Raw genomic sequence first — 21242 nt, 5'->3', positions numbered from 1 at the left:
GCGGCCCCGGGAATCATCATCCGCACCCCGCCTGTCCGGGCCCCCGGGCGACGCCGCGGCCGCGCTTTTCCCGCGGTCTCGTCCGCCGCTTCGTGGAAATGGTGCGATTCGGCTTCTCCTGCGCGGGAGGCGTAGCGCATCTACGGTCCGCGCCGGTGGCGACCGGCCGTGCTCGATGGGTCATCCGGCGTACTCCGTACTACGCCCTGCCGCTGGACGCCGGTCCGGGGGCGCACGGCGGAGCTGACGCGTGCCATGAAACGCCGGTCGGACACCGGGAGATGACGCGTGAGCGCCCCGGCCGGCGAACCGGTGCGGCGCTCCCCCCTGGGGTAAGGTGCCCGGGTGGCGACCGTCGTTGAGTTGACCTGTTATCCCATCAAGGGCTGTGCGGGCGTGCCCGTAACCGAAGCGCTGCTGACGGAGGCGGGTCTGCCGCACGACCGCGCGTTCATGGTCGTCGACGAGGACGGGGTGTGCCGCACCCAGCGGACCGATCCCCGGCTCGCCGTCATTCGCCCGGTCGTCGGCCCCGGTGGCGACCGGCTCACCCTGTCGGCTCCGGGTGAGGGGGAGCTGGCCCTCGACATCGACACCACCTCCGCCCGGCGCGAGGTCAAGGTGTTCCACACGCCCTACCTCGGCATCGACCAGGGCGAGGAGGCCGCCGCGTGGTTCTCGCGGGTGCTGGGCGCACCGAGCAGGCTGGTGCGGGTGCCCCCGGAGCACGACCGGGTGACCGACGGATGGATCCCCGGCACCTGCGGCTACGCCGACAGCGGCGCGGTGCACCTCGTCTCCCGGGCCAGTCTGGACGGGCTGAACCGGCGGATCACCGGGGCGGGCGGCGCGGCCGTGCCGATGAGCCGTTTCCGTCCCGGCATCGTCATCGACGGATGGGACGAACCCCATTGGGAGGACCGGGTCCGCAAGGTGGCCGTCGGCGGTGCCGAACTGGGCTTCGCCAAGCTCACCGACCGGTGCGCGGTGACGCTCGTGGACCAGGACACGGGCGCCAAGGCGGGCCCGGAGCCCCTGCGCACCCTGGCCGGCTACCGGCGGGGGGACGACGGTGGCAGCCCGTTCTTCGGCTGCCAGTTCTCCGTGACCCGCACCGGAAAACTGGCCGTGGGCGACGACGTGGCCGTCCTGGAGTGGGACGGGACGCCGCCGGGGGAGTGACGGCGTCGCGCTGACCGGACCGGCAGCTCGGCCAGGCCGTCCTCGTCCCGGAACACCGTGGTGGAGGACCGAGGAGGTGCCCGCGACGACCCAGACGTAGCGCGCCGAGGGGTGGCGGGCCGGCGCGTCTGGTGGCCGCTGGGCATTCCCCTCGGCCCCGGCGCGCCCGTCCGTTGGCCCCCAGCCGCTCCCTCACCCACGCCGCCCGGGAAGGACCCCTCGATGACCCCCTCCGACCTCACCGCCGCCACCCGTCAGGCGCTGCCCGAGATGATCCAGGACCTGCGGACGCTGGTGGAGCTGGAGACGCCGAGCAATGACAAGCGGCTGCTGGACGCCGGGCTCGCCACGATCAGCGGCTGGCTCGTCGAGCGGCTCGGCGAGCCGGACGCGACGGAACGCCACGACTGCGGACCCCACGGCGATGTGCTGACCGTGACCTATCGCGGTACCGCACCCGGCACGGTGCTGCTGCTGTGCCACTACGACACGGTCTGGCCGGCCGGGACGCTCGCCGAATGGCCCTTCGAGATCGAGGACGGCCGGGCGAGCGGACCCGGTGTCTTCGACATGAAGACGGGGCTGGTGCAGGCCGTCTGGGCGCTGCGGCTGCTGCGCGAGCTGGAGCTGCCGCATCCCACGGTGCGGCTGCTGCTCAACGGCGACGAGGAGATCGGCAGCCCCGCCTCCCGGCGCCATATCGAGCGGCTGAGCGAGGACGTCCTGGCCACGCTGGTCTTCGAGGCATCGCTGGACGGTGCGCTCAAGACCGTCCGTAAGGGGGTCGGGCTGTTCGACGTGACCGCGTACGGTGTCGAATCGCATGCGGGTCTCGACCCGTTCGCGGGGGCGAGTGCCATCCACGCGCTGGCCGAGGTCGTCCCGCGGATCGCCGGGCTCAGCGCCCCGGAGCGGGGGACCACGGTGAACGTGGGGCTGATCAGCGGCGGTACCGGGCGCAATGTGATCGCCGCCCGCGCGAGCTGCGGAATCGACATCCGGATCGCCGAACCGGAGGAGATGGCGCGGATCGACGCCGCGCTGCACGCCCTCGCCCCCTCCGACCAGCGGGTGCGGCTGACCGTCACCGGTGAGTGGAACCGTCCGCCGATGGTGCCGGGCGACGCCTCCCGCCGGCTGTTCCAGCGGGCCCACGCCGTCGCCGCGGAACAGGGCTGGGAGCTGACGGAGACCGCGGTCGGCGGGGCCAGCGACGGCAACTTCGTCTCCGCGCTCGGCCGCCCGGTCCTCGACGGGCTCGGTGCCCTGGGCTCCGGTGCCCACGCCCGTCACGAGCACACGGTGCTCGCCCCGATCCCGTCCCGTACCGCGCTGACCATCGGTCTGCTGCGGGCGCTCGCGGCGGACGCCTCGTAACGGCCGGAGTCAGACGGCCGCCGGGCCGGCGGCCATGGCCGCCGCGTGCGAGGACACGCGGCGGCCCGGCACGTCAGGAGACGAGGAAGTCCGCCTCGCCGGCCTTGGCGCCCTGGATGAACGCGACGATCTCGTTGCGGGTGTAGATCAGCGCCGGACCGTCCGGATCGGTCGACTGACGGATCGCGACCCGGCCGTCGTCCAGCCTCATGGCTTCGACGCAGTTGCCGCCGTTGCCACCGCTCCACGGCTTGTGCCAGCCCTCGCTGCCGAGGTCGGTCGCGCGCATGCCGTTGTGAATGCGGTCCATTCCGATCAGAGCTCCTTGCGGAAATCGCGCAGGATTTCCTTTGTGCGTCGTGCGGTTGCCGCCTGGGCCGCCATGCGGTCCATGGCCTCCAGGTGGGAGGCCACCTCGATGCGCTCATCGAGGTAGACGGCGCCGGTCAGGTACTCGACGTAGACCATGTCCGGCAGTTCGGGAACAGCGAAGCGGAAGAGGACGAAGGGCCCATAGGTGCCCGGATGGTGCCCGGAGCAGAACTCCGAGACCTGGAGCGTGACGTGCGGCATCTCGGTGGACTCCAGCAGCCGGTCGATCTGGCGGCGCATCACCGTCGCCGAACCCACCTGCCGGCGCAGCACGGTCTCGTCCATCACGACCCACAGGCGGGGCGGCTCCCTCCGGGTGAGCAGCGACTGCCGCTCCATGCGCAGCGCCACATGGCGCTCCGCCTGCTGGGGGCCGGCCTGGCCGATGGCACCGGTCTGCATCACCGCGCGGGCGTAGTCCTCGGTCTGGAGCAGTCCGGGGACGAAGTGCGGCTCGTACGCCCGGATCATTTCGGCCGCGCCCTCCAGGCTGACGTGCACGCTGAACCAGTCCGGGAGGATGTCGTGGAACCGCTGCCACCAGCCGGGCTTGTTGGCCTCCTCGGTCAGGGTGATGAACGAATCCAGCTCCTCACCGGTGATGCCGTAGGCGTCCAGCAGCATCTGCACATACGGAACCTTCAGTGCGACCTCGGCGGTCTCCATGCGGCGGACGGTGGCGGGTGCGACCCGCAGCACTCTGGCCGCCTCGTCCCGCTTGAACCCCGCCTTCTCCCGCAGATCCTGGAGCCTCTTGCCGAGGACGACCTGACCCACGGTCGGCGCCGACCGCGGTTCGCTCACCTGAATCCCTCCCTGACCTCCCCAACGCTGATGTTCGCAGTGTGCCATGGCCAGAGCGGAACGAACACATTGCACTTACAACTCTGCACTTTTCAGAGTGACCCTTGCCAAGTGTGCGGGGCGGTGCGCATAGTGGCGTCATGATCCCGTTACCGCGCCCTGCCGCAGTGACCGCAGGCGCAAGCGGCCCGACCTTTGTGATGTGCCGATAGATGACGTACGCCTTCGCCGATGCGCTGACCGGCTTCGTCCGCGGCCGGTTCGTCCGGCGTGGACTCCGCCCGGTGCCCGGCCGCCACCGCCTTCAGCTGCCGTCGGCGCTGCGCGGGGACCGGGCCTATGACGCGGTGGGGATCACCGAGCGGCACGGCCCCGGCGTCATGGCTCTGCTGCCCCGGGCCGGATGTGTCCTCGCCGGTGCGGGGCGCTGGTGGTGGATCGTGCCGCCTCAGTCGGACGTCGGGGTCGACTGGCCCGCACCGGTCGTCTACGCGGCCGGTGCCATGGTGACCGGCCCGCCCGGAGGGCGGACCGGCCCCACGGGGACGGAGGAGCCTCGGGTGGTGCACTGGCCCGGCGACGGAGAGCCGTACACCCATCCCCTGCTGCTGCACATCGCGGTCTGCGCGGCGGCCGGGGTCTCCCCGGCCTGGCCGGGCGGCGACCGGCCGCCGGGATCGTGACCTCAAGGCGGTCATGCCATCGAGTCGTCCTGGAGGTAGGCCGCGGGGCGCGGGTAGCGCCGCAGCGCCGGAGCCTGCCCCATCGGGTCGTCGGCCCGCTCGGCGGGGTCGTAGGTCATGGTCCGCGTCCGCTCCGTCGGCGACGGCTGGGGCGCACCGGCATCCGGCTGCCGGCCCTGGACGGGGAACTGTTCGATCGTCGTCTCCTCCGGTCGTACCCGGCCGTACCCGGCCGCCTCCCCCTGTCCCGCGGCGGCCTGGAACTGGACCATCGGGGGCTGCGGCAGCGCGGCCGGAACCTGGTACAGGGGCGGCTGGGCCGGGGGCATCGCGACATACGCGGGCGCCAGCTCCGCGGGCGGCTGCTGGTAGGGCAGGTCCAGCGGCTGCCGCTGCGCGGAGGCGGACACCCCGTACCCGGAAGCACCCGCACCATCCGCATAACCGGGGTAACCCGCAGAGTCCGAGTAGCCCGCATGCCCCGATGGGCCCGCGTCCAGTGACGGCTGCTGCTCCCAGCCGACTCGCGGAGCGTAGAAGGACGTTCCGTACAGCACCGTGCTCAGTCCGGTCAGCAGCCGCTGCACATCCGGCTGGGAACGCACCACCAGGCGCATGAACTGGCTGCTGCTGCCGAGCTTGTTGCCGCATTCGCGCACCAGCACGCCGTGCTGGGACAGCAGCTGGTCCCGGACCCAGCTGCCGTCCGTTCCGCCCGGCAGCCTGACGAAGACGAAGTTGCCCTGGGAGGGGTAGACCGTCACGCCGGGCAGTCCGGCCAGCTGGGTGGTCATCAGCTGCCGGTCGCGGCCGATCATGCGCAGGCTCTCGGCGTACTCGTGCCGGTACCGCTTCAGCATGAAGACGATGACCTCGGCGAAGGAGTTGAGGTTCCACTTCGGCAGCCGGGAGCGGATCTGCGCGGCGAGCGCCGGATGGGCGACCAGATAGCCGAACCGCACACCGTGCAGCCCGAAGTTCTTGCCGAGGCCGCGCAGCACGATCACGTTCGGGCGCAGCACCGCCTCGTCGACGACGCTCGGATACGCCTCGGCGTCCGCGAACTCCAGGAACGACTCGTCGATCACGATCAGGTCGAGGTCGGCCAGGGCGTCCATGATGCCGATGACGGCCCGGCGGGAGAGCAGTCCGCCGTCGGGATTGTTGGGGTTGCAGATCACGGCGGCCCGTGAGCCCCGGGAGCGTACGAAGGTGACGAAGGCGTTCGGATCGAGGGCGAACCCGCTCATTTCCGGAAGCTGGAACATGTCGACCCGTTTGCCGGTCTCCATCGGCTGGTCGGTCCACCGGCCGAAGGTGGGGATCGGCACGGCCAGGCTCTCCTTCACCAGGAGATGGTCGATCCAGGTGATGAGCTCGGTCGAGCCGTTGCCCATCGCCATGGTCTGCGGCCGCAGCCCGAGCACATCGGCCAGTTCGGCGGTGATGGTCTCCGCGGAGCTCGGGTAGGAGGTGAGGATGTCCCGCAGCCTGACCGCCATCACGGCGAACATCGCGGGGGTGGGGAAGTACGGGTTGCAGGGGACGCGGAAGTCCACGAGCTCCTGTCCGCCACCCGTGAGCCCGGCGCGGTGGAGCGCGAGGAACGACGGGCTGGGCGCGGTGCCGCGGAAGAGTTCCATGGCATCACCGGTATGGCCGACTGCGGCAACAGTCACGGCGGGACCTCCTCGGTCGCACGGGTCGCGTCGACGCGCCGACACGGCCGTTGCGGCTCGTCCCTCGAGCCTGACGCATGATCCCCCGCAGCCGGGGCGGGCGCGGATTTTCGTGGGGCTTATGAAAACTCCCAGGACATGCGCGTCCGCCTGGAATACACTCCCGCACTCGTCCTTCGCGCAACCCGCCCTTCGTGGCGCGGTCTTCAGACCCTGCCCTCCGGCGTGCGTTCGCCCTCGAACCCGGTGGTGCGGTGCTGTTCCGCTGCCCAGACCGCCACCTGGGCACGCGAGGTGAAACCGAGCTTGCTCAGAATGTGCTCGATATGGCCCTCGGCCGTGCGCTGGGCGATGACCAGGGAGGAGGCGATCTCCTTGTTGCTGAGCCCCCGCGCGACCAGCTCGGCGATCTCGGACTCCCGTGGCGTCAGCGGCGACGGCCGTTCGCCCGCCGCCGTCTGACCGCCGGGCAGTTCGTCCTCCAGCGCGTACTCCAGCGCCTCGTCGTAGGAGAGCCGGGCGCCCTGCCGGGCCGCCGCGTTGAAGGCCGGCTTGCTCAGCGCCCGCCGCACCGTGGCCTCGCACTCCTCGTGGTAATGGACGAGATGGCCGTAGCCGGACAGCGGGGCGCCGATGGTGTGCCAGATGGTCCGCAGGGCCCCCAGCAGCCTGGCCGCCCGCGCGTAGTCCCGGTCGGTGGCCGCGATCCAGGCCAGCACCTCCAGATTGACCCCGACGCCCAGCGGGTCGTCCAGCGAGCGGTTGAAGGTGAGACTCTCCCGCTCCAGCCGGGCCGCCCGCGCGGTGTCGCCCTGGCGCCAGACGTCCACGCCCAGCGCCATCATCGTGTAGGCCCGGTGCCAGCCCTCCCCGTACGCGTCGCACACCGCCAGCGACTCCTCGCCCAGGGCGATGGCGCCCGGCGAGTCGCCGATGAAGGAGCGGGCGAGCGAGAGCCGGATCAGCGCCAGGGACAGCCCCACCGGATCGCCGGTGCCGCGATGGCGGGCCACGGCCTCCTCATAGAGCGCGATCGCCTCCTGGGTCGCGCCCCGGTACATGGCGACCATGCCGGAGTAGAGCGCGGTGTAGGCGAGCACGGAGTCCAGGCCCAGCCGGGTCGCGATGGACCGGCTCTCCTCGAGCAGGGCCGCGGCGGCGTCGGTGTCCGACTGGATGACGGCCAGCCAGCTGTCGGTCCACAGGGCCCGCGCCCGGACCTCGGTCGGTTCGGGGCAGAGCGCCAGGCCCTGGGCCAGCCAGCGGCGTCCCTCGCCGAGGTGGTAGCTGGTGATCCAGTGGTAGAGCAGATCGGCGGCCATGCTCAGACCGCAGCTGGTCTGCGCGGGATCGGCCAGACAGCCCTCCAGGGCGGTGCGCAGATCGGCGTGTTCCAGCTTGAGCCGGGTGAACCACTGCACCTGGGCCGGTCCGAACAGCGCCGCCCGCGCGTCGGCGGCGAGCCGGCGGTAGTAGGCGCGGTGGAGCCGCAGCCGCGCGGCCTCCTCGCCGGACGCCGCCAGCCGCTCGCGGCCGTAACTCCGCAGCGTGTCCAGCATCCGGTAGCGCACCGCCGTCCGGTGCTCCTCCCTGAGCAGCACCGACTTGTCCACCAGCTCGGTCACCAGGTCCAGGATCTCCGCGCGCTCGATGCCCCCGTCCGAGCAGACCGCCTCGGCCGCCTCCAGGTCCACGCTTCCGGCGAACACCGAGAGCCGGGCCCACAGCAGCCGCTCCCGCTCGGTGCACAGTTCGTAGCTCCAGTCGATCAGCGCCCGCAGTGTCCGGTGGCGGGGGAGGACCGTCCGGAAGCCGGTGGTGAGCAGCCGGAACCGGTCGTCGAGGCGGTCCAGCAGCTGCTGCACGGACAGGGCGCGCAGCCGTACGACCGCGAGCTCGATCCCCAGCGGGATGCCGTCGAGCCGGCGGCAGATCATTTCGACCGCGTCCCGGTTGTCCTCGCCGAGCTGGAAGCCGGGCACGATGGCCACGGCCCGCTCGATGAACAGCCGTACCGCGTCGCACTGCGCGAGCGCCCCCAGGGACGGCCGCGGCGCCTCGGCGTCCGGCAGCCCCAGGGCGGGCACGGCCAGGCTCTGCTCACCGGCGGTGCCCAGCGCCTGACGGCTGGTGGCCAGCAGCCGCAGCCCGGGTGCGGCGCGCAGCAGCCGGTCGGCGAGCCGGGCGCACCCCTCCAGGAGGTGTTCGCAGTTGTCGAGGACGATCAGGGTCTCCCGGTCCCGCAGATGGTCGACGAGGACGTCGATCGCCGGGCGGGAGGAGCGGTCCCTGATCTCCAGCGCCTCGGTGACGCCCTGGGCGAGCATCGCCGGGTTGTCCAGCTCGGCGAGTTCGGCCAGCCAGACGCCGTCGGGGAAGGCCCGGCGGGCGTCGTCGGCGACCCGCAGCGCCAGCCGGGTCTTGCCGACCCCGCCGACCCCGGTCAGGGTGACCAGGCGGGACGCGGACAGCAGACGTTTGACCTCGGCCGTCTCCTGCCGACGTCCCACGAAACTCGTCACCTCGGCCGGCAGCCTGCCTGTCTGCCGCCCGGTCGGGGTGCTCGTCACCAACACACCCATCGATGCCTCGCACCGGGCCCGGGTGGGCGGGGCCGACGCCCTGCCCGCACGGACCGCATCCCTCCTTCAAGGCTATGCCCGCCCGTGCCGGGAGCCGCCGCACGCCTCCCTCACGGGGTGCGGGGCCCGTCCGCCGGGGCGGGGGACCCACCGAGGGTGAGCGACCGTCGCCGGTCGGTGACCTGACCGGGTGGACGGGAGCGGGTTCGGGTACCGATGCGGGGATATCTCCCCTCCTCACGCACCGCTCCGCCCAGCCACGATGGGGGTCTCGGTGACGAGTTCCGCCGGTCCACGGCGGAAGATCGAAGGTTCGCAGCATGTGCCTCCACCAGCCCCCCTGTCCGCCGGCCGACGCACCGGATCACGAGTCGGCGCGGGTGTTGGCCACCCACCCCGAGCAGAGGTGGAGCCTGCTCCGCAAGGGAGTCGTGGTCTTCGCGGACACGGGCGGACTCCTGCCCGACGGGCGCGTCCTCCCCGCCCCTCGGATCCGTTCCGGGCAGTCGGCATGAACGCCACCACCCTCACCCCCGCGCTCGGCTCCCCGGTGAGCACCGAGCGCCCGCCGGACGGGTCCGGGCCTCCCGCCGCCGGCGGCGGGACGTCCTGGCTGCTTCCCTCCGAGCCCGCCTCGGTGCCCCGAGCACGGCGGCTGATGCTCGCCCAGCTGGCGGTGTGGGCGCTGCACGAGTTCGCCGACGACGCGGAGCTGCTCGTCAGCGAGTTGGTCACCAACGCCCTGCGGCACGCGGACGGCCCCATCCGGCTGACGTTCTCCCTGTGCTCCGCCGACCACGCCTTCCGGTGCGAGGTCGAGGACGGGGACCCGGCGCAGCCCCGGGTGTGCCGGACGGGCGGCGAGGACGAGCACGGGCGCGGACTCCATCTGCTGGACCTGCTCTCCCGCTGCTGGGGATCCAGCCGCACAGCGGCGGGCAAGGTCGTCTGGTTCGAGCTCCACGCCCCTCCGGCCGTCCTGGAAGCCGTCAACTGACGAAAGGAGATGCCGTAGCCGACGCCACGCCTCGTACCCACACAGTGATAGCGAACGGCCCGGGGACGGAACGGTGAACACCCTCACCACGCCTTCCGCCTCCGGGCTCCACCGCGCGGGCCAGGGTGGGCCTCATGAGGGGCCTGGCCGGGTGGACTGAGCGGACTCCGGGCGTCACTGATCGAGTTTGATCGCTGTCATTTGGCTCGTGTAGCCTGATGATCGCGACGACTTGCATGCTTTTCTGAAATTTCGCACTTTGTGGCTCAAGGAGGCCGCCGTGGCGGACCGGGCAGTCGATTCCGGTTTACCCGGCGCCCTGGTCGGGCGCGCCGCCGAACTCCAGGCGCTGACCGCCCACGCGGAAGCCGCCCGTGCCGGGCGGTCCGGACTGGTGGTCCTGTCCGGCCCGGCCGGAATCGGCAAGACCAGCCTGCTGCGCGCCTTCCTCGGCAGTGACGCCTGCCGGAAGATGACCGTGCTGCACGGCACCTGCGGCGAGGTGGTGGCCGGCGCCGGATACGGCGGGGTGCGCGCCCTGTTCAAAGGACTCGGGCTCACGGCCGAGGACGCCCAGGACTCCCCGCTGCTGCGCGGCAGCGCCCGCCGTGCCCTGCCCGCGCTCATTCCCTGCCCGGCCGGGGAGGAGCCGTCCCAGGCCGCCACCGTCTACCCGGTGCTGCACGGCCTGTACTGGCTCACGGCGAACCTGATGGCCCACGACCCGCTCCTGCTCGTCCTGGACGATGTGCACTGGTGCGACGAGCGGTCGCTGCGCTGGATCGACTTCCTGCTGCGCCGGGCCGACCAGCTGCCGCTGCTGGTGGTGCTCGCCCAGCGCACCGAGGCGGAACCGGTCGCCCCCGCCGCCCTGGCGGACATCCTCGCCCAGCCGCGCTCCTCGGTGATCCGCCTCGGCCCGCTGGCCGGCCCCGAAGTGGCCGAGATGGCCCGTCAGGTCTTCGAGGAGCCCGTCGCGCCCTCCTTCGCCGAGCGCGCCGCCGCCATCTGCGGCGGCAACCCCCTGACCACCACCCGGCTGCTGCGTGAGCTGCGGGCCAAGGGCGTCACCCCCGACGAGACCGGCATCCGCGAAATCGCCGAGGTCGGACAGTACGTGGTCGCCCTGTCCGTGCGGGCCCTCTTCGACGCCCGGCCCGACTGGGTCCGGGACGTGGCCACCGCCATCGCGGTGCTCGGCGAGGAGGACCCGGAGCACATCGGCGCGCTGGCCGGAGTGTCCGCCGCCCGCGTCGCGGAGGCCGTGGACCTGCTGCGCTGGGCCGAGGTGATGGCGCCGGACCGGGCGGACCTGGCCCATGACGTGGTGCGCTCGGCGGTGCTTGAGGCCGTCGGGGAGGAGCCGCTGGCCGAGCTGCGCGCCAGGGCGGCCCTGCTGCTGAGCGACGCCGGACGGCCCGCCGAGGAGGTCGCCAACCAGGTGCTGCTGGTGCCCGGCGCCCCCCAGCCATGGATGTGCTGGGTGCTGCGGGAGGCCGCTGCCCAGGCCGAGCACCGCGGCGCCCCGGAGGCCGCCGCCCGCTATCTCCACCGGGTCCTGGAGGCGGAGCCGGACAGCCTGTCGGCCCATGTCCCGCTCGCCAAGGCGCTCGCGGAGATCAACCCCGCCGAGGCCCTCCGCCTGCTCCGGCGCGCCCTCACCCTGGCCCCCGACGTGCGCACCAAGGCGCCCATCGCCGTGCAGTTCGGCCTCACCTGCCTCACCGTCCAGCAGTCGCCGGCCGCCGTACGGGTGCTCAGCGAGGTGCTCGACGAACTCGAGGCCGAACTGGGGCCCGCGCCCGATCCGCGCGACCGCGAACTGCGCACCCTCGTCCAATCGGCGCTGCTGATCAGCGGATCCGACGAGAAGGCCACCATCCACACGGTCCGGGAGCGCTTCGCGCGGATCCCCGAACCGCCCGGGGACACCCCCGCGCAGCGGCAGCTGCTCGCCATGATGACCGTCCTGTCCGCGATGGAGGGCCGCTTGGTGCGGCGGACGGTGGAACGGGCCCGCCGCGCCCTGAGCTCACCCGACCGGGAGCTCGACAACTGGTCCCTGCTCTTCTCCGCGTTCACCCTGGGCCTGGCCGACGAGGTCGAGGGCGCGCTGGACGCGCTGGACCGCGGGCTGCGCCAGGGCCAGGACAACGCCGCGGTGTGGTCGTACGTGGTCACCCTGTCCACCCGCGCTCTGCTGCTGCACGGCGTGGGGGCGATCCCCGACGCGCTCGCCGACGCCCAGACCGCCGTCGAGATCATCGGCGGGGAGCGCTGGAACGCCCATGTGACCATGCCCCAGACCGCGCTGGCGACGGTCCTGATCGACCGCGGCGAACCGGAGCGGGCCGAGGAACTGCTGGCCGCCGTCACCCGGCCGAACCTGGACGGGTTCGTGATGGAGTACCACTGGTACCTCATGGCCCGTGCGCGCGCCCGATGGGCACTCGGCGACGGCGCCGCCGCGCTGCGGCTGCTGCTGGACTGCGGCGCCTCCCTGGAGGAGTCCGGGATCGCCAACCCGGTGTTCGTGCCCTGGTGGGCCGAGGCGGCCTGGGTGCTCGCGGCGGAGAAGCGGGCGGACGAGGCGCGCGACCTCGTCGAGCACGGCGCCGAGCTGGCCCGCCGCTGGAACACCCCGCGCGCCCTCGGACTCGCCGCGCTCGCCCGCGGCGTGACCACCCCCGGCGAAGCGGGCATCGCCCTGCTCACCGAGGCGGTCGAGCACCTCTCCGGTTCGCCCGCCCGCGCCGAGCAGGCCCGCGCCGAGTTCCTGCTCGGCGGCGCGCTGCTGGACGCCGGCCGGCCGCGCGAGGCCCGGGAGCGGCTGCGCTCGGCCGCCGACCTCGCCCAGGGCTGCGGTGCGCTCGCGCTCGCCCGGGACGCCCGCAACCGGCTGGTCGCCGCGGGCGGCCGGATGCGCGAGATCACCGCCTCACCGGTCGACCTGCTCACCGGCACCGAGCACAAGGTGGCCCAACTGGCCTCGCGCGGAGCGGGCAACCGGGAGATCGCCGAGTCGCTGTTCGTCACCCTGCGCACCGTCGAGACCCACCTCACCAGCGTCTACCGCAAGCTGAGCGTCAGTCAGCGCGGTGAGCTGGCCACGGTGCTGAACACCCCCAGCCTCCCCGACCCACAAGCACCGGCGTGGGTCTTCGCCTCCCGCGACCGGCGCTGAGGGGCGCGCGCGGGAGCGCGGTGGCACCGTCGCGCCTCACCCCCGGCTTATAGTCACACCATGCAGCTCAACGGGCTCCCGTTCCCCGGGCGTGAACGAGAGCAGGCCACGCTTGCCCAGTCCGTCGCCGACCTCGGCCGGGGCCGTCCCTCGGTGGTGACGGTGCTCGGCAAGCCCGGCTACGGACAGGACCGGCTGCTGCGCCAGACCGCCCAACTGGCCGAGAGCCAGGGCATACGCGTGCTGCGCGCCAAGGCGACCCCGGGCGAACAGGACGTGCGCTACGGCGTGGTGGGACAGTTGCTGGCCCCCATGGACGGACTCACCGACGGCTCGCTCAAGGCCCTGACCAGCCGACGGCCCGAACCCCGATCACCGGGGCTGACCGAGCTGCTGCGAACCGCCCGCGAGCGGCCCACACTGCTGGTCGTCGACGACGTGGGATGGCTGGACGCGGCCTCGGTGCGCTGGTTCGGGGCGCTCATCCGGCGGCTGCCCGACGCCCGGATCGCCCTGCTGGTGAGCAGCACCGGCCGGCACCGCCCCGGCTCCTGCCCGATCTCCTCCGGGCCGGTGCCGGTGACCACCGTCGAACTCGAACTGGCCCCGCTGACCGCCCGGGACGTCGCCGCCACGGTGGCGCTGATCTGCGGCCGTCCCGGTGAGCGGGCCTTCACCACGGCGGCCCTGGAGGCGAGCGCGGGCAACCCCGAGGTGCTCTCCGAGGCACTGCGCCACTTCACCCAGCGCGGATACGCACCGATCGCCGGGCGGGTGCCGGAGCTGCGCACCATCACCGAGGCCGTCGGCGGTGACCACACCGTGCGCGTGCTCGGCCTGCTGTCCGACACCGCCGTCGCGGTCGTGCGCGCGCTCGCCGTCTGCGGCGACCTGCTGGACCTGTCCCTGGTGTACGCGCTCGCGGGCCCCCGCGCCACCAGCGAGCCCGGACTGACCGCGCTGCTGCTGGAGAACGGGCTCGTCACCGCCTCCGGCGCCGGGCTCCGCCTGAGCCGGCCCGAGGCGCGCGGCTGGATCCTGGCCGAGATGCCCGGTGACGAACGGTCCGAACTGCACGCCCGCGCCGCCGAACTGGCGTACCGGGCGGCCGTACCCGACGAGGACATCGCCCGGCTGCTGCTCCCCGCCCACCCGGTCGGCGAGCCCTGGGTGATCCCCCTGCTGCGCCGCACCTGCGCCGCCGCACTGCGCGCCGGCCGGACCGCCCAGGCGATCGCCTGTCTGTCGCGGGCCCTGGAAGAGCCGCTGGAACCGGCGCCGCGCGCCCAGCTGGGCCTCGAACTCGCCGCCATCGAGGTGCTGGCCGCCCCCGAGGCCGCGGACCGCCGGCTGACGGAGATCATCCGCAGCGGCGACGGCGGCTCCGGCCGGATCCGGGTACGCGCCGCCGACCTGGGACTCTCCCGAGGCGGCGACAACGGTCTGCGCCGTGCCGTCGCCGATGTGCTGCCCGCGGCCGACCGCGACGAACGCGGCGCCCTGGCCGGGCTGTTCTGGCTCACCGGAACCCACCAGCAGGACGACGACACCGACCTCGGCCCGGACGGAATACCCCCGCTGCCCGCCGACCCCTCCTGCCCGGCGCAGGCCGCGGCGCGCGCCTGGCACCTCGCCCTGCGCGGCGCGGACCTGTCCGCCACCCGGGCGCTGGCCCGGCGCGCCCTCACCGTCGACGGCGGCGCCGGGGCGCTGATCCTGCCCCGGATCGTCGCCGCCCGGACCCTGCTGCTGACCGACGACCTGGACGAGGCCGAGGTCCGGCTGGACGTGCTCCACACCGACCTGCGGCGGCGGCACGCCCGCGCGGCCGCCGCCATGACCCTGACCGTCCGCGGCGAGCTCAACCTGCGGCGCGGCCGGCTCGACATGGCCGAACGGGACCTGGCCGCCGCGGAGCGGTCACTGCCCCCCTCGCTCTGGCACCCGTACGCCGCCCCCTATCTGACGGCCGTGCGGATCGTCGCCGCCCTGGAGAACGGCGACGCCGACCAGGCCGGCGCGCTCGCGGACGCGCCCACCCCCGCCGAGTCGCGGGACGGCGCCTCCTGGGGCCATCTGCTCTTCGCCAAGGCGCTGGTGGCCGTCAGGGACGACCGGCTGCCCGAGGCGCTGGAGCTGTTCCGCTCCTGTGGCAGGTGGCAGCTGAGCCGCGGGCGGATCAACCCCGCCCTCATGCCGTGGCGTTCGGCGGCCGCCCGGGTCTGCGCGGCCCTCGGCGACCATGAGGAGGCGCGTCGGCTCACCGAGGAGGAGCTCGCGCTGGCCCGGTTGTGGCGCGCCCCAAGCACGCTCGGCTGGGCGCAGCTGGGGGTCGGACGGGTGGCCCGCGAGGGGCGGGCCGACCGGCTCCGCGAGGCGGTGGCCACCCTGCGCGACGCCCCCGCCCGGCTCGCCTACGCGGGATCCCTGGCGGAGCTGGCCAAGGCCGAACTGGACGCGGGGAACCCACAGGCCGCCGACCCCCTGGTGACCGAGCTGTTCTCCTTCGTCACCACCCACCGGTCTTCCAGCCGGCTGGTCGCACGGGCGCGCGCGCTCTCCGAGCGGACGGGGGTGCCCGCCGTTCGCGGACGCCTCCCGCACCCGGCGTGGGCGACCCTGACCGAACCCGAGCGGCGCACCGCGGCCCTCGCCGGACTCGGCCAGGGCAACCGGGAGATCGCCGAAACGCTCTCCGTCACCAGACGCACCGTCGAGCTACGGCTCAGCGGCGCGTACCGGAAGCTGGGGATCGGCGGTCGCGCGGAGCTGATCGCGTTGCTGCGGGCGGCGGAGGGATGCGGAACGGATGTTGCTTGAACGGGAGGCCGAGCTGGCGCGGATCGCGGACGCCCTGCGGGCCGCGGCGGCCGGCACCTCGTCACTGCTGTTGCTCACCGGCCCCCTGGGCATCGGCCGGACCGCGCTGCTCCAGCAGCTGCCGACGCTCGCCGAGGGCAAGGAGGTCCACGTCCTGCGGGCCAACGCCGCGCCGATGGAACAGGACTTCGCCCTCGGCGTGGTCCGCCAGCTCTTCGACAGCCTGCTGACCGGCATCCCCGAAGAGCTCCGCGAGCGCCGGCTGAGCCAGGAGGACGGCTCCTGGCGGACCGTCTTCGGTGACGACGCCACGCTCCTCGACGAGGGCGGCACCGCCGCGATGTCCGAGGAGACGCTGTACGGACTGCGCTCGGTGCTGGCCGACATCAGCGCCGACGGTCCGCTGCTGATCCTCGTGGACGATCTCCAGTGGGTCGACTCCCCGTCGCTGCGCTGGCTCGCCTTCCTCGTCAAGCGGCTGACCGGACTGCGCGCCGTGGTCGTCTGCGCCCTGCGGGACGGCTACCGGCGCCCCGGGGAGCCGATGCTGCGGGAGATCGTCGAGGCGGCACGGCCGGTGCTGCGCCCCAGGCCGCTGTCGCTGGGCGCCGTCAAGGAGGTGATCCACGAGCAGTTCGGCGTGCCGGGGGACGAGGAGTTCGCCCGCGCCTGTCACGAGATCTCCGCGGGCAACCCCCTGCTGCTGACGTCGGTGCTGGCGGGACTGGTCGCGGGCGGCCACCGGCCCACCGCCGAGCGGATCGAGGAGGCCCGCTCGCAGCGCCCCGCCCAGCTGCGCGAGCGGCTGGCCAGCTCCCTGCGCGCCCAGCCCCGGCCGGTGCGGGACCTGGCCGCGGCCATCGCGGTCCTCGGCGACCAGCCGGAACCGGACCTCCTGGCCCGGCTGGCCGGACTGGACCAGATCGGCTTCCTGGCCGCGCTGCGCGACCTGCACCGGCTGGGGCTGCTCGCCGCCGAGCGGGAGCCGCGCTTCCTCCACCAGGTGGTGCAGGACGCGGTCGAGTCCTCGATGACCGTGGCGGAACGGGAGCGGCTGCACGACGCCGCGGCGGCCCTGCTGTACCACAACGGGCGCCCCGCGGAACTGGTCGCCGCCCAGCTCATGGCCGTCACCGCCTCGGACCACCCCTGGGCGGTGGAGGTGCTGCGGACCGCGGCGGACACCGCGCTGCGCTGCGGCGCGCCGCGTACCGCCGCCCGCTATCTGCGCCGCGCGCTCCTGGACGGCTCGCTGGCGGGGGAGGGCCGGGCCCGGCTGCTGATCGATCTGGCCACCGCGGAGCGCGGCTTCGACCCGGCCGCCTGCGAACGCCATATCTCGCAGGCGATACCCCTGCTGACCACGGCCAGGCTCCGGGCCGCCGCGGCCTTGCGGATCTCCCCGACCATCGTGGGCCTGGCGCCTCCGTCGGTCATCGACCTGCTGCACCAGGTCGCCGAGGACCTGGGCCCCGCGGACACGCTGGAGGGCACCGCGCGCGATGTGGCCCTGCGGCTCGAGGCGCGGCTGCGGCACGCCGGGCACGAGGACGCGGCGGAGCTGGCCGCGGCGGTGGAGCGGCTGTCCGCGCTGGGGGCGGACCCGGCGCTGGACACCGCCGCCGAGCGTGAGCTGACGGCGGTGCTGCTCAACGCGGCGATGCTCACCGCGCGTCGCCCCGCGGCCGAGGTCGCCCGGTTGGCGATCCGCATCCTGGAGCGCGAACCGGCCACCTCCGAACAGGTCCACTCCCCGCTGCCGCTGGTGGTGATCGGGCTGGTCGCCGCCGATTCGGTACGGGGGATCAGCTCCTGGCTCGCGAGGGAACAGCGGGCGCGGCGGCACAGCGGCACGGTCGTCGACGCGCTGGTCAACGTCGAGCAGGCCATGGTGCTCAGCGCCCGGGGGCGCGTGGCCCAGGCGCGGGAGTACGCCGAGCGCGCCGCACGGCTGGCCGAGGTGCACTGGCAGGAGGCCGGGGTCGTCTCCACCCTCGCCCTCACCGGCGTGGCCCTGGACCTGGAGGACTCCGCGCTGGTCGAGCGCATTCTGGACGGCCCCGGTCGGCGCCGGTCCGCGAGCCTGGTCCTGACCGCGGCGCTCCAGTTCCTCAAGGCCGCGCAGGACTCCGACAACGGACGCTGGAGCAGTGCCCTGGAGACCCTCCTGGCCAGCGGCCGGCAGTTGGAGGCGACGGGCTGGCGCAACCCCGTGCTCTTCGCGTGGCGGCCCTGGGCGGCCACCCTTCAGTACCGCGTCGGGGACGCCTGCGCGGCCATGGCGCTGGCCGAGGAGGAGTTGCAGCGGGCGACAAACTGGGGCGCCCCGGTGGCGCTCGGCCGAGCGCTGCGGCTGAAGGCCGGGCTGCTCGGCGGTGACCAGGGGATGAGACTGCTGCGGGAATCGGTCGACGTGCTGCGGGCCTCGGCCAACGAACTGGAACTCGCCCGCGCGCTGCTCCAGATGGGCCAATGGCTGGGGCGGGGCAGCGAAGCGGACGCCGTGCTCCGGGAGGCCGCGGCCCTGGCCGCCGCGTGCGGGGCGCCCCGGCTGGTCGACCGGATCCGCACCGTGGCCGGCGGTGGCGCGGCCGCCGCCCGGCCCGAGGCGTCTCTCACCCGCACCGAGCGCACCGTGGCCTCCCTCGTCGGACGCGGACTGACCAACCAGGAGGTCGCCGCCGAGCTGGGGGTGAGCTCCCGCGCCATCGAGAAGCATCTGACGAGTTCCTATCGCAAGCTGGGCGTCTCCGGGCGGCGCGAGCTCATCGAGCTGCTGCCCCGCATGGATTCGTGAACAACGCGTTAACGGCGATAATTCAGCAGAGTTTGGCGAGTAATGATGAACCGACCGTACGGCCCACCGAAGCGGTGGGGTCCGGACCGAACCCTCGGACCGGACCACCACGGGATTGGGCGGCGACACCCCTGTTCACGTTGACTTACGCACTCGGAGATCCCTAGTCTCAATTCTGAAATCAACTTTTGGAATTGAATATCGACATTCAATTCCGAAGACTGTGAATTAAGGAAGGGATGGCAGTCCCTTGGCATTGCCTTTACTAGCGGATTCGGCTCGGCCAACCCCCCACGAGCTTGGACACGAGCAGACCGAGTACACGGATCTACTGCGCCAGTTCGACCAGCCAGGGGCGTGTGTCGTCTGCCTCGACCCATCGCTCACGGTCCAACAGGCCAACCGGGAATTCTTCCGGCAGTTCGAGGACGCCTCCGCGGACGTGTGCGGCCGCGACTTCTGCGACCTGGTGCACCCCAGCGTCCGGCAGGCGCTCAAGCGGCAGTTCATCCGGCTCCTCGACGGCTCCCGCCACCGGTTCACCACTCATGTGGTGGCCGTAGGAGCCGACGGGACCGCCTTCACCAGCGCCCTCACGGCCGTCGCCGTGCGCGAGGGCACCGCCCATGTCGCCTCGATCCTCGTGGTGCTGCGACCCACGGCCGGTGGCGAGGAGGTGGACATCGTCACCAACCGTAAGAAGCTCCTCACCGAGACCGAGGCGCGCATACTGGAGGGCATCGCCGCCGGGCTCTCCACGATCCCCTTGGCCTCCCGGCTCTACCTCAGCCGGCAGGGCGTCGAGTACCACGTGACACGGCTGCTGCGGAAGCTGCGGGTGCCCAACCGCGCGGCCCTCGTCTCCCGCGCCTACTCCATCGGCGTGCTCAACGTCGGCTGCTGGCCACCCAAGGTCGTCGATGACTTCGTCAAGTGACGCGTGCTCCGCGGGTGTCGACACACCGCTACGGCCGATCCGGCACCGGGTCGGCCGTAGCGCCTTGCCGCCTCAGGGCGGGGCCGGGCCCCGGGGCAGCCGCAGCAGATGGAAGGCGGTGAGCGCCACATGCAGCTGGGTGCGCTGCTCACCCGACTCCAGATCACAGCCCAGCACCCGCTCCAGTGAACGCAGCCGCTGGTAGAACGCCTGCCGGGACAGATTCGCGCGCCGGGCGGCCACCGTCTTGTTGCCCGCCGCGTCCAGAAAGGTGTGCAGCACCGTCAGCAGATCGGTGCCGTGCCGCTCGTCGTAGTCCACCAGCCGCCCCAGCTGCCGCTCCACGAACTCCTGTAGCCGCACATCGCCGCGCAGCGCGTACAGCAACTGCCGCAGCCCGATGTCCGACAGCTCGTGGAACGGCTTGTCCCGCGTGCCCGGAACGGCGGCGTCCGCGACCCGCGCCGCCTGCTGGAACGACCGGGCGGTCTGTGACAGGTCCGACACCTCGGAGCCGACGCTGATCATCGCGCCCGGCCGGGACTCCCGCACCGACCGGCTCAGCCGCTCCACCAGCGGCCGCCACGGCGTGGCCGCGGGCAGGGCCAGCAGCACCCCGATGTGGTCACCGGGCACCGCGCCGACCAGCACGCCGGCCCCGGCCGCCGCCAGCTCGTCCGTCAGCCGGTCCTCCAACTCGGTCGTCTCCCCGGCGGTCGTCTCCCCGGCGCCGGGGCCGGGACTGACCAGCACGACCAGCAGCCGGCGGCCCGCGACCGGCATGCCCAGCGCCTCGGCCCTGGCGCGGGCCTCCCCCCTGGAACGGCAGCGCTGCTCCACCAGGTCCAGCAGCAGCGTGCGCTGTGCCCGCCGCTCCCAGCGGGTGTGATGGGTGAGCCGGGCGATGGTCAGGGCGGTGGCGGTGCGCTCCAGGACCATCGCGTCCTCGGGGCCGATCGCCGGGTCTCCGGCGGCGTCCGGGAGCATCAGCAGCCGCCCCCACCGCTCGCCCCGGTACTCCACCGCGGTCACCAGCCAGTCCTCGGGACCGCTCAGCCCGGTCCGGTCGGGCGAGGGGGTGGCGCGCGACCGCCGCTCCCAGGCGGTCAGCGTCCCCTCCACCCCGCGCCCCGGCGGACCGCAGAGCACGGCCTGGTGGACCAGGTTCTCCAGCACCACCGGGTGCCCGCTCAGCTCGGCCGCCATGCCCACCACCTCGTCGGGCCCGGCGCCGCGCAGGGTCAGTGCGGTGAAGGTGTCATGGACGTCCTGGGCCCGGCGCAGGCTCTCCACCTGGCTGCCGACGATCAGGGAGTGGAGGACCTGGGTCACCTCCACGAAGTTCACGGTCCGGGAGAGCAGGACGAGCGGGAAGTCCCGCGCCAGACAGGCCCGCACCAGCTCCGACGGCGGCCGGTGGTAGCGCCGTACCAGCTCGATGACCAGCCCGGCGGCGCCCACGTCCGCGAGCTCCTCGACATACCGGCGGACCAGCGCCGGGTCCTCGGGCAGCGGCATACCGGTGGTCAGCACCAGCTCCCCGCCCTTGAGGAAGGACGCCGGGTCGAGCAGTTCGGTGATGTGGACCCAGCGGACCGGCCGGGACAGCTGCCCATGGCCGGACACCACCTCGGGCGCCCCGGCGGCCAGCACCGGAAGCCGCAGCACCTCGGCGAGGCTGAGCGGTGAACGCCCCGGGGCCCGCGGCGGCCCGGCGGGGCGGGACGGCGGCCGTCCGGCAGCGCCGTACGCGGTGCCGCCCGAGCCGTTCATGCCGCTCACTCTGGCAAGGCCGCGCGCCGAGCGCAACCATGCCCCCGCCGGGCCT

14 protein-coding genes are annotated in these 21242 nt (G+C 73.3%); 9 read left to right on the top strand and 5 right to left on the bottom strand.

What is annotated here, in order from left to right; translation table 11 throughout:
• Positions 1-345 precede the first annotated feature (345 nt).
• Together N6H00_RS03095 and N6H00_RS03090 are read left to right on the top strand one after the other, a co-directional pair.
• Entirely contained in the window at positions 346-1182 is an 837-nt protein-coding gene (locus N6H00_RS03095; protein ID WP_268969965.1) for an MOSC domain-containing protein, read from the top strand.
• Between the two features lie 222 nt (positions 1183-1404).
• Entirely contained in the window at positions 1405-2559 is a 1155-nt protein-coding gene (locus N6H00_RS03090) for a M20 family metallopeptidase (protein WP_268969964.1), read from the top strand.
• A 73-nt stretch (positions 2560-2632) separates the two neighbouring features.
• Here the strand turns inward: N6H00_RS03090 and N6H00_RS03085 are convergent, their stop codons facing one another.
• Together N6H00_RS03085 and N6H00_RS03080 are read right to left on the bottom strand one after the other, a co-directional pair.
• On the bottom strand, positions 2633-2869 hold the full coding sequence (locus N6H00_RS03085; protein WP_268969963.1) for a DUF397 domain-containing protein: 237 nt from the start codon (positions 2867-2869) through the stop codon (positions 2633-2635).
• Positions 2870-2874: 5 nt separating this feature from the next.
• Positions 2875-3735, bottom strand: coding sequence for a helix-turn-helix domain-containing protein (locus N6H00_RS03080; protein WP_268969962.1), 861 nt, complete (start codon positions 3733-3735; stop codon positions 2875-2877).
• A gap of 212 nt (positions 3736-3947) precedes the next feature.
• Between N6H00_RS03080 and N6H00_RS03075 the strand changes: the two genes are divergently transcribed.
• Positions 3948-4418: a hypothetical protein gene (locus N6H00_RS03075; RefSeq protein ID WP_268969961.1), complete on the top strand. Its 471-nt coding sequence runs from the start codon at positions 3948-3950 to the stop codon at positions 4416-4418.
• Positions 4419-4429: 11 nt separating this feature from the next.
• On the opposite strand, the gene N6H00_RS03070 is transcribed toward N6H00_RS03075, so the two are convergent.
• Positions 4430-6061: a pyridoxal phosphate-dependent aminotransferase gene (locus tag N6H00_RS03070; RefSeq protein WP_268976835.1), complete on the bottom strand. Its 1632-nt coding sequence runs from the start codon at positions 6059-6061 to the stop codon at positions 4430-4432.
• A gap of 242 nt (positions 6062-6303) precedes the next feature.
• Positions 6304-8607: an ATP-binding protein gene (locus N6H00_RS03065; RefSeq protein WP_268969960.1), complete on the bottom strand. Its 2304-nt coding sequence runs from the start codon at positions 8605-8607 to the stop codon at positions 6304-6306.
• A 392-nt stretch (positions 8608-8999) separates the two neighbouring features.
• On the opposite strand from N6H00_RS03065, the gene N6H00_RS03060 reads away from it, so the two are divergent.
• From N6H00_RS03060 to N6H00_RS03035, 6 genes are all read left to right on the top strand, one after another.
• The gene (locus N6H00_RS03060; protein WP_268969959.1) at positions 9000-9194 is read left to right on the top strand and encodes a DUF5999 family protein; all 195 of its coding nucleotides are present in this window, start codon (positions 9000-9002) and stop codon (positions 9192-9194) included.
• Complete coding sequence (locus N6H00_RS03055) at positions 9191-9676, top strand: ATP-binding protein (protein WP_268969958.1); 486 nt, start codon at positions 9191-9193, stop codon at positions 9674-9676. The genes N6H00_RS03060 and N6H00_RS03055 overlap by 4 nt, the downstream gene beginning before the upstream one ends.
• Positions 9677-9956: 280 nt before the next feature.
• The gene (locus N6H00_RS03050; protein ID WP_268969957.1) at positions 9957-12860 is read left to right on the top strand and encodes an ATP-binding protein; all 2904 of its coding nucleotides are present in this window, start codon (positions 9957-9959) and stop codon (positions 12858-12860) included.
• Between the two features lie 60 nt (positions 12861-12920).
• Positions 12921-15680, top strand: coding sequence for an AAA family ATPase (locus N6H00_RS03045; RefSeq protein WP_268969956.1), 2760 nt, complete (start codon positions 12921-12923; stop codon positions 15678-15680).
• Positions 15670-18477 (top strand): ATP-binding protein, encoded by a 2808-nt coding sequence (locus N6H00_RS03040; protein ID WP_268969955.1) that lies wholly within the window; start codon positions 15670-15672, stop codon positions 18475-18477. The genes N6H00_RS03045 and N6H00_RS03040 overlap by 11 nt, the downstream gene beginning before the upstream one ends.
• A gap of 331 nt (positions 18478-18808) precedes the next feature.
• A complete protein-coding gene (locus N6H00_RS03035; RefSeq protein ID WP_268976834.1) occupies positions 18809-19414 on the top strand; it encodes a LuxR C-terminal-related transcriptional regulator in 606 nt (201 codons plus the stop codon).
• Between the two features lie 72 nt (positions 19415-19486).
• Here N6H00_RS03035 and N6H00_RS03030 read toward each other — a convergent pair whose 3' ends face one another.
• A complete protein-coding gene (locus N6H00_RS03030) occupies positions 19487-21187 on the bottom strand; it encodes a PucR family transcriptional regulator (RefSeq protein ID WP_268969954.1) in 1701 nt (566 codons plus the stop codon).
• Positions 21188-21242 lie beyond the last annotated feature (55 nt).

This window comes from Streptomyces sp. S465, assembly GCF_026898115.1.
In the GTDB taxonomy this organism is placed as follows: Bacteria; Actinomycetota; Actinomycetes; order Streptomycetales; family Streptomycetaceae; genus Streptomyces; species Streptomyces luomodiensis.
The sequence above is the reverse complement of the archived record's forward strand: the minus strand, read 5'-3'. Positions and strand labels throughout refer to the sequence as shown.

Excerpts from the sequence above, each read along its gene's own strand:
- N6H00_RS03090 (WP_268969964.1), top strand. The coding sequence starts at position 1,405 with ATGACCCCCTCCGACCTCACCGCCGCCACCCGTCAGGCGCTGCCCGAG.
- N6H00_RS03085 (WP_268969963.1), bottom strand. The coding sequence starts at position 2,869 with ATGGACCGCATTCACAACGGCATGCGCGCGACCGACCTCGGCAGCGAG.
- N6H00_RS03075 (WP_268969961.1), top strand. The coding sequence starts at position 3,948 with ATGACGTACGCCTTCGCCGATGCGCTGACCGGCTTCGTCCGCGGCCGG.
- N6H00_RS03070 (WP_268976835.1), bottom strand. The coding sequence starts at position 6,061 with ATGGAACTCTTCCGCGGCACCGCGCCCAGCCCGTCGTTCCTCGCGCTC.
- N6H00_RS03060 (WP_268969959.1), top strand. The coding sequence starts at position 9,000 with ATGTGCCTCCACCAGCCCCCCTGTCCGCCGGCCGACGCACCGGATCAC.
- N6H00_RS03055 (WP_268969958.1), top strand. The coding sequence starts at position 9,191 with ATGAACGCCACCACCCTCACCCCCGCGCTCGGCTCCCCGGTGAGCACC.
- N6H00_RS03045 (WP_268969956.1), top strand. The coding sequence starts at position 12,921 with ATGCAGCTCAACGGGCTCCCGTTCCCCGGGCGTGAACGAGAGCAGGCC.
- N6H00_RS03040 (WP_268969955.1), top strand. The coding sequence starts at position 15,670 with ATGTTGCTTGAACGGGAGGCCGAGCTGGCGCGGATCGCGGACGCCCTG.
- N6H00_RS03030 (WP_268969954.1), bottom strand. The coding sequence starts at position 21,187 with ATGAACGGCTCGGGCGGCACCGCGTACGGCGCTGCCGGACGGCCGCCG.